The organism is Type-D symbiont of Plautia stali, from assembly GCF_001485335.1.
GTDB classification, from domain to species: domain Bacteria; phylum Pseudomonadota; class Gammaproteobacteria; order Enterobacterales; family Enterobacteriaceae; genus Pantoea; species Pantoea vagans_C.
Genome location: NZ_BBOC01000143.1, coordinates 1 through 7,361, shown reverse-complemented (window position 1 = coordinate 7,361; position 7,361 = coordinate 1). Strand labels below are relative to the sequence as shown.

Annotated in this window: 9 protein-coding genes and 2 pseudogenes; 10 read left to right on the top strand and 1 reads right to left on the bottom strand. The window is 52.6% G+C overall.

From position 1 onward, the window contains the following. The first annotated feature begins 555 nt into the window (after window positions 1-555). The 10 genes and pseudogenes from PSSD_RS26980 to PSSD_RS24995 all read left to right on the top strand — a co-directional run. Window positions 556-732, top strand: a complete 177-nt coding sequence (locus PSSD_RS26980; protein WP_072215039.1) for a DUF3606 domain-containing protein — start codon at window positions 556-558, stop codon at window positions 730-732. A gap of 568 nt (window positions 733-1,300) precedes the next feature. Next, window positions 1,301-1,486 (top strand): hypothetical protein, encoded by a 186-nt coding sequence (locus PSSD_RS25035; RefSeq protein ID WP_058974121.1) that lies wholly within the window; start codon window positions 1,301-1,303, stop codon window positions 1,484-1,486. A gap of 117 nt (window positions 1,487-1,603) precedes the next feature. Further along, on the top strand, window positions 1,604-1,861 hold the full coding sequence (locus tag PSSD_RS25030) for a hypothetical protein (RefSeq protein ID WP_058974120.1): 258 nt from the start codon (window positions 1,604-1,606) through the stop codon (window positions 1,859-1,861). Between the two features lie 744 nt (window positions 1,862-2,605). Continuing rightward, window positions 2,606-2,844 (top strand): annotated as a pseudogene (locus PSSD_RS25025) (DUF2171 domain-containing protein). 244 nt (window positions 2,845-3,088) lie between these two features. Further along, window positions 3,089-3,340 (top strand): hypothetical protein, encoded by a 252-nt coding sequence (locus tag PSSD_RS25020; RefSeq protein ID WP_082672366.1) that lies wholly within the window; start codon window positions 3,089-3,091, stop codon window positions 3,338-3,340. Window positions 3,341-3,625: 285 nt separating this feature from the next. Then, on the top strand, window positions 3,626-3,877 hold the full coding sequence (ycgZ, locus tag PSSD_RS25015; RefSeq protein ID WP_058974119.1) for a regulatory protein YcgZ: 252 nt from the start codon (window positions 3,626-3,628) through the stop codon (window positions 3,875-3,877). Between the two features lie 138 nt (window positions 3,878-4,015). Beyond that, the gene (locus PSSD_RS25010; protein WP_058974118.1) at window positions 4,016-4,288 is read left to right on the top strand and encodes a hypothetical protein; all 273 of its coding nucleotides are present in this window, start codon (window positions 4,016-4,018) and stop codon (window positions 4,286-4,288) included. A gap of 100 nt (window positions 4,289-4,388) precedes the next feature. Further along, window positions 4,389-4,631: a biofilm development regulator YmgB/AriR family protein gene (locus PSSD_RS25005; protein ID WP_058974117.1), complete on the top strand. Its 243-nt coding sequence runs from the start codon at window positions 4,389-4,391 to the stop codon at window positions 4,629-4,631. 844 nt (window positions 4,632-5,475) lie between these two features. Further along, window positions 5,476-5,925 carry a translesion error-prone DNA polymerase V autoproteolytic subunit gene (gene umuD / locus PSSD_RS25000; protein ID WP_082672365.1) on the top strand — a complete coding sequence of 150 codons (450 nt, stop codon included), beginning with the start codon at window positions 5,476-5,478 and terminating at the stop codon, window positions 5,923-5,925. Between the two features lie 8 nt (window positions 5,926-5,933). After that, window positions 5,934-6,158, top strand: a pseudogene (locus PSSD_RS24995) (Y-family DNA polymerase); the annotation flags it as partial. 587 nt (window positions 6,159-6,745) lie between these two features. Here the strand turns inward: PSSD_RS24995 and PSSD_RS27890 are convergent. Continuing rightward, complete coding sequence (locus PSSD_RS27890) at window positions 6,746-6,916, bottom strand: hypothetical protein (protein WP_167347708.1); 171 nt, start codon at window positions 6,914-6,916, stop codon at window positions 6,746-6,748. Between the last annotated feature and the right edge of the window lie 445 nt (window positions 6,917-7,361).

The window sequence follows — 7,361 nt, the reverse complement described above, 5'->3', positions numbered from 1 at the left end:
CGGTGAGCTGGCTGATCCATGCGTGTGGCGTTCAGCCCCCTCAGGACGTGGTGTCACATTTTCTGCGTAAACAAATGACGTCTTTCGACAAAAGGGGCTGAAGGAATAGCGATAATCCCAAAGTTTTGCCGTAAACCCGGCCGTTTCGACAAAACCGGACAAAATCAGGCATCAGGCCTGCTAACCAATTGCTGATGAAGTTGCAGCAGAAAAGTTAACAGACTTACATCCAGGGGTTTCTGGATGAGAACATTCCGAAGGAATGCGGCCTAATCTTAAATAACAATCTATTTAAATTAGAGGGTTACGCATCCGGCAATGCGATGTTAGATTGGGGTGCAACATTAGCAGTGCTTAACCCCACCTCTGCGAGAGAGCATTGTTCCGCCGTGAACAAAACAGGCCCACTGATATTCATTAAGTGGGCCTTTTTTTTGATAAAATTTTTTTGCTCATTACGGTCAGTCATTTCAATTTTAACCCCCTCAGTTTCAGTGCCATTCTTCTTCTGCGTCACACAGCAAATAAGCCATTTGTCCTTAACCTGGGGTTTTGATGAGTTACATTTTTCACCGCCGCGAGCCGGAAGATAAAAAGATCATTGTGATAAACGAACAATGGCAAATTACATACTGGATGCTCTCACTGCAGACTACACAGGATAAGCTGGTGAAAGCCCTTAAAACGGTGGGCACAGATCCGGAAGCCGTTAAGCGCTATCTTCTACACTAAGCTTACTGACTTACCCACCTCCCGGTGGGTTTTTTATTTATATCAGCACGTCTGACTGTAAGCGGACATCAGCCGGAAGTCAGCTGCAGGTCAGGGATCTCTGAAAGCCGCTTAACCGAAACGCTGACACATCCCCCCTGCACTCTCCCATTACAGGCCAGAATGATGGACACCCTCAGCTGAAGGATTATCAGGCTGTGTAATTTTTTACGGCCAGCCCTCCCGTACGGCTCACTCGCGGCTGTAGTTCACAAGGGAAACCCTTTTTATTCTCGCTCAGACATATCCTGTGTCGATATCGACATCCTTCCCGGAACGAATGCGTTTACCGGGTTCCGGACTGCTCCTACAGCGCTGTCATCCCTGCAGACCTGGCAGCTGAACGTAATTCAGCGTGTGACGACAAGAGGCTGAATAATCTTTAATCGCATCGTCCGTCTGATTCGGGTCTGTTCAGGCAGGCTCATCGCCGCCGTATTCATGGCTGGAACTGAGATGCAATGTCAGCTATTTTGCTGAAAAAATAACCCCACAGACTGAGCAGATGAAAGACGCAACAGGTATCCGGATGAAAATGCACGTTCGTATCGGTTACCGGATATGGGCCTGGCTGCTGGCCATCGCTTCAGGTGCCGCGCTGTGCTTCTACACAGGGTCTGAAGCCGCAGTGCTCTGGATGATGAAAGCGCTCTGTGTGTGTTCAGGCATCACCGGTCTGGTGGGCACCTTCACCGCTCGCCTGCTGCGCGGATGAAAAGAAAGTCGAAGTGAACGCTGAAAAAGCAGCTATCAATACAGTCAAAATCCATGTGTAAAAAGTGCAATAATTGCACTTTTTTTTGAGCGTTTATTAGAAATTTAAGGAGACGTCATGACAGGATGGCACCTGAAACTCTGGCGAAAAAGCATGGTCTGGACGCGTGAACGCGCGGCCACCGAGTTTGGCGTGAGCCTGCGCACGTACAAAAGTTATGAAAATGCGAAGGAAGTTAAGCGCGCCGTCGGACTCGCCACGGTGGCCCTGTCGCTCATTAGCATGATGCCGACGCTGAAGACAGAACAGGTGAGCCGTGAGCGCCTTGTTCAGCTTCTCGGGGAGATGACGGAGAGCGTGAATACAGAGGGGTGAGCCCGGTCTGTTCCGGCTGGCGGACTGAGCTGGAAAAAATCCCGGGCGGCGAAGCCCGGAAGCAACAGGAGTGAGCACGTCCGGTCTGAGGCCGGCGATGTTGGGTCCTGATAACATGTCAGCTATTGCAATACGTTATATTTGCGTCAACGGAGGAGTCAGACACCCCCTGAGCATAACGACATATGTCGCGACATTTGCCAGGAAGCGTCTGATTTGCAATGAGGGCATTAATGCGTTGCTGAGATTATATACCCGACTGCAGAAACAGAAAGGCCCGGAACGGATCCGGGCCATCTGATACCAGGGCGGCGTCATCCTGACACCTGTCTTGCAGATTAATAATAGCCTGCTCTGAGAAAAGCATTCGTAAAGACGCCGCAAATTCAGTGGGGCGCCTGCAATTATTTCTGCAGCCGTCAGAGTGCCGGAAATCAGGTTGCCGTATCCCGAAAAAGCCCCGGACGTGCCCGGGAATAATTCAGTGATTTGCCTCAACTGAGTCTGGATTTCATCCAGCCGGCGCTTTCATCATGGTACCGGGTGAACAGTTGTCGGACCGGCCTCTGCAGCCTCGGGGCTGAAAGGCGGGACAGATGTATGCGCCAGACACTACGATGAGGCAGATGTTTCATTCTGTTAATTTCTTGACGACAGCCAGATTAATAACCCACGCTTTAAAAGCATACCCGGCATGATGACTGGGTAAATCCATCATTTACCAGACGTTATTAAGGATTAATTATGGTTGATAAAGCAGAAGTTCTGGACCATGCGCAGGTAGTGGACGTCAACGGCGAGCACGTGGGTGTTGTTGACCACTTTGAGGGTGATGAAAAAATTAAGCTGGCGAAAAGTGACCCGGAAGCCGGCGGTCAGCATCACATCATCCCCTTCAGCTGGGTTAAGGAAGTGGATGACAATAAAGTCGATTCTTTCCAAAATCTAAAGATGAAGTTGAAAGTGAGTGGCAGGCTGTGTGATTAAACGCCGCGGCTGTAATGCCGCGGCAAATTTTTAAAGCTTTATTGTATTGACTGCATATTCCCCTGGCACTGAACACATCAGTTTTTTCTCACGCATTTATATTCTGTTCTATACCCGGCAACTCCGCCATACTAAACCAATATTTTATTTCTTATCCATATGACAGATTTTTCTTCTGGTGAAAGCGCCATCGGTGTCTACATTCAGTCCTGAGGTTGTTATTTTCCCGAGAAGGAGGATTTGCTGTGTTTTTATCATGACGATGAGAAAGGCCAAACCATTATTGGAGAGGCGGCGATCGTCGGCCTGGACATCACGGCCGAGTCCCTGATAAAGGAGTTCGCCGCGATAGCCGAAGCTGACGTCAGCGACGAGAAGCTTGCGGAAATCTTTGATGCCAGACGCTCGCTGCAGGGTTTCCGTCAGTACGGCAGTCGCCAGTCGGCCGAGCTGCACTGGATGACGATGACCGGTCTGGAAAACGACGGATAGCATTACCAGAAATGTAGAACGGCCCCGGCCGGGACACGACGATGAAAAGCCAGCATCGCATCGGGCGCGCTCTGCGCGTGCTGACCGGAGAAACTGTCAGGGATGAAGCCTCCGCTTTTCGTAAGATAAGTTATCTATCCTCATGATTTATAATAATTAGCATTTTTTGCTAAAAAATTCATTTCACCGTCAAAAATATCTCTGTACAGGTTTTTATATTTTGTATAACTTTCCGCGCATCATCACCCGATGACATTTTAACCATTCTTTCCGAGAGAAATGACTATGCGCCAGAACAGCATGAAACCTGATAATGCGGGAGACATTGCCCGTTATTTCACCGACGCCCAACTTCCTTCGCAGCAGGCCATGCTGGGGCAGATCGTGGTGGAAATCCTGCGCAGCGGCGCCGCCCTTAACCGGCCGGCCATCTGCGCAAAGCTCGTACGTCGCCTTGAGCTCGCGGGCAGCACAGAAGAGGAGCAGCTCTGCCGCACGCTGATTGGCCTGCTGTTTGGCCGGGAAGAGGCTCTCTGAATCAGGTATCTGCCCACAGCAGTGCCTTCTCCGGCGTGGATATCACATCCGGTCATGCATGCGGATGTAACGTCAGCCAGCCGCGTCAGCGGCGGCAGGTACAGGAAAGCGTCCCTTTACTGACGCCCGGGAAGTGGTATGTACAGAAACAAAACTGAAATGCTTATGGACCACGTTATCGGTGAGGCCGTCCTCGGTCTGCTCAGCGAAAATGCACCGGTATCGGGTGCAACGGTAGCCGTCAGGCTGATGGAAATGGCCGCGCGTGAAACGCATTCAGACAGGGCTGAGGCCCTGAAACTGGCGCTTGATGAGGTCAGTGCGGCGCTTCCTGGCGCCCGGCTCGTACAGAGTCCGGAATCGCTGTTTATGACGGAGGATGCCCCTCCGCCAGGCACTCGCCGGCACTGACCGGTAACGTATCTCCGCCACGGGCGGAGGCAGAACGGAGTCTGCAGACAGCCCGGGCGCCGGCGGCGTCCTTCTCTTTATCTGTCCCGGATGATGGGTTATGCAGCAGAACAAAACCGAAGAAGAAATTCTCAGTGTAATTAATCAGCTGGCCGCTGAGTCAGAAATCATAAGCGCGGTATTTGCACGACTGAAGGCTCAGGGCGGACGCGTGCTGCGAAAGGACGTGATTCTCAGCCTGATAGCAGAGCTGGAGAGCACCTCTGACGTCGTCAGGCTCGATGTACTGCGCGGCGCGCTGGAGATTGTTGTGGGGTATTCGCGAGAGGAAGAGGACGCGTAGTCCGGTTCGGCAACAAAGCCACAACACTGATTGTATGAGGCCTGCTTCGCAGGCCTTTTCTGCTTAAGCGGACGGGATAATGATCACCTGTAGGTCAGGATGAGCCAACGACCCGCAGGTTTGTTCCTGAATATGAAGGTCCTGAGTCAGTGAAGGCGCTCAGCCAGCAGGCCGATAGCGGCCAGACAGGATTTTTTTCTTCCAGAGCTCGGGAGCGCTGATGCTCATCCGCCACAGTACTCCTGAGAGATGCTGTATGGATATCGCCTCTTCAGATTCGTACACAAGCATCGCTTTTATGGCCTGACCGGTGACCTCGCAGATTTCGGCGTGACCGGCTCAGGGCTTGTTTCCGGAGACGGTCTGTCTGTTACGTCCATGGGGCTGGCGGGCTGAAGAACTTTTTTCAATATCTCTCCCGGACTGATTCAGGCTTTCCTTCGTGAAAATCAGGAAGCGATTACACATGCGGTCGTGCCCAGTACGGCATTATGGCATGACGTCTGCCGCTGAAGGCCTGCCCAGTTACTGTAGGCCGACTTCAGAATGAAGCCCGGCGGCGGAACGCCGGGCAGCGGATGTACAGTCAGAGGGCGCCTCCCCGCGGCCTGTGACCCGCAGTCATCATAGTTGCCGCTGAATAAACCTGCCCGAAATATTTTTTTGCTGGCACCTCAGCCAGATAAATTCATTTCCACCTCCTTCCGCCAGGCTTTCGCTTGCCAGACAAAACCCACCAAATAATACTGTACATAAAAACAGTACACTCAAGAGGAGGATTTTATATGCACGCCTTGCACACAGCGCTTACCGACCATAAGAAAGACGCTTCGGGGACAGGATCATGAAACCCGCAGCCTACAGTCCCGGCCTGACGCTGCTCTTGCCACCCATTTTCACACCGCGCGTGCGCGTACCACTTTATGCTGAGCCCTGCCCAGCGGGCTTCCCCTCTCCTGCCGCGGACTACGTGGAAAAGGAACTGGACCTCAATGAGCTCTGCATCCGCCGGCGCGCCTCTACGTTTTTTGTGCGGGCGAGTGGCAGCAGCATGGAAGGCCTTGGCCTTTATGACGGCGACGTCATGGTGGTTGACCGGGCTGAAGAGGCCGGACACGGGGGCATCGTTATCGCTGAGGTGAACGGAGAGTTCACGGTCAAGCGCCTGCAGTTGCAGCCAAGGCTCGCGCTCCTGCCGATGAATCCCGCTTATGCGGTGATTTACCCGGAGGAGCTGCAGCTGCTCGGCGTGGTCACCTGGTGGTTTAACAGCACGCGCGCGCGCCGGAGGTAAACATGCCCATGTTTGGACTGGCCGACGTCAACTCGTTTTACGCGAGCTGTGAAGCCCTCTTTCGTCCCGACCTGCGCGGCAAGCCCGTGGTGCTCAGCAACAACGATGGCTGCGTCATCGCTCGTTCGGCCGGCGCCAAAGCGCTGGGAATAAAAATGGGCGCCCCGTGGTTTCAGATAAAGACGCAGGAATTCGCTGAGCGCGTACATGTCTTCAGCAGTAATTATGCTCTTTAGTAAGTTATGTGGAATGCAACATTCTCTGCAAGAAAGGCATCACAATGACTGCGTTCATAAGTGAAGCTTTTAGCGGACATAACGCTGCTATCTGATCGCTCTGACTCTGTCATCCGACGATACTTGTTTGCAGCACGCACAGTTTTTTCTCAAATCCACTTTCCTGCCCTAATGCATTGTCGCAGTCAGCCGATAAATAACATGTGCCTCATCAGGGGACATATAACCGATACTGCGACTGATTGTGCTTATGGCTTCCTCCCGGAAGCCATTTTTTTTACGCTGGACACACAGGTAATTCCGCACCGCTGACACCGGGATCCTGCGCTTAAGAAGAGCAGAAAATAACGTTCAGACAAAACCCTGGTCACACAGGTCCGGAATTCACGGCGCGGGCAGGGCTGATCATCAGTGATGATAAACAGGAGGCAGACTGAACAGACGTTGAAAAAAAGGGGCTGGTCAGCCCCTGAATAAAGTCAATGAGATAAACGGACTTACTCGTGGAGTGTGGCCATCGGATTAACCACTTCATTTATATCGGCCATCCGCGGAAAAACTTTAGTCTTGGGCAGCGCTGGTGCTTACTGTTTTTCATATCGCGCCACATCCTGTTCGGCCTCCTCCAGTTCGGACATCAGCGCCGCGAGGTCCACCATTCCGGCAGCCGGATTACGGCTTGCCCGCTGGTAACGCAGCCTGAGCGCGGTCAGACGTATCAGCGCTTCACGATAAGGCGTGGCACCGTTTTTCATTATGACGTCTCCTCTGTGCATGAAAGTATGGATTTCCCGCTCCCTGAGCGACGCTATCATGAAGGCCTGTAACAAGGACACGCGGTGGTCAGGAGAAGCCTGGAGTTCGTCACAAAAGTCTGCCCTGCATTTCAGTCAGAGACCCTGAGAAGGCGGGTGCGGAGGTCATAAAAAATCTCCCGGGGTGTTCACTCCCGGGATCAAGGCTGGATTTCACATAACCGGTCTGACGCCGGCTGTGTAAAGCGGACCAGGGGTCCTGTAAGGCGAACTGCTGGCGTCACGGACGGCCCTCAGTGTAGCCGGGTGCGCAGGCCTACCTTAATACGAAGGTGAAAAAATCAGGCCTGGAACTATCTGATTCTGCTCAGGTTACCCGGACCTGTGCCCGAGACAACTCTTACGGTACAGATTGCGCTGAAATAAACCCTGAAATCCACTCACT

What these genes read in the sequence shown, in the direction of transcription:
- PSSD_RS26980 (WP_072215039.1), top strand. Translation starts at nt 556, where the DNA reads ATGAGTTACATTTTTCACCGCCGCGAGCCGGAAGATAAAAAGATCATT.
- PSSD_RS25035 (WP_058974121.1), top strand. Translation starts at nt 1,301, where the DNA reads ATGAAAATGCACGTTCGTATCGGTTACCGGATATGGGCCTGGCTGCTG.
- PSSD_RS25030 (WP_058974120.1), top strand. Translation starts at nt 1,604, where the DNA reads ATGACAGGATGGCACCTGAAACTCTGGCGAAAAAGCATGGTCTGGACG.
- ycgZ (WP_058974119.1), top strand. Translation starts at nt 3,626, where the DNA reads ATGCGCCAGAACAGCATGAAACCTGATAATGCGGGAGACATTGCCCGT.
- PSSD_RS25010 (WP_058974118.1), top strand. Translation starts at nt 4,016, where the DNA reads ATGTACAGAAACAAAACTGAAATGCTTATGGACCACGTTATCGGTGAG.
- PSSD_RS25005 (WP_058974117.1), top strand. Translation starts at nt 4,389, where the DNA reads ATGCAGCAGAACAAAACCGAAGAAGAAATTCTCAGTGTAATTAATCAG.
- umuD (WP_082672365.1), top strand. Translation starts at nt 5,476, where the DNA reads ATGAAACCCGCAGCCTACAGTCCCGGCCTGACGCTGCTCTTGCCACCC.
- PSSD_RS27890 (WP_167347708.1), bottom strand. Translation starts at nt 6,916, where the DNA reads ATGAAAAACGGTGCCACGCCTTATCGTGAAGCGCTGATACGTCTGACC.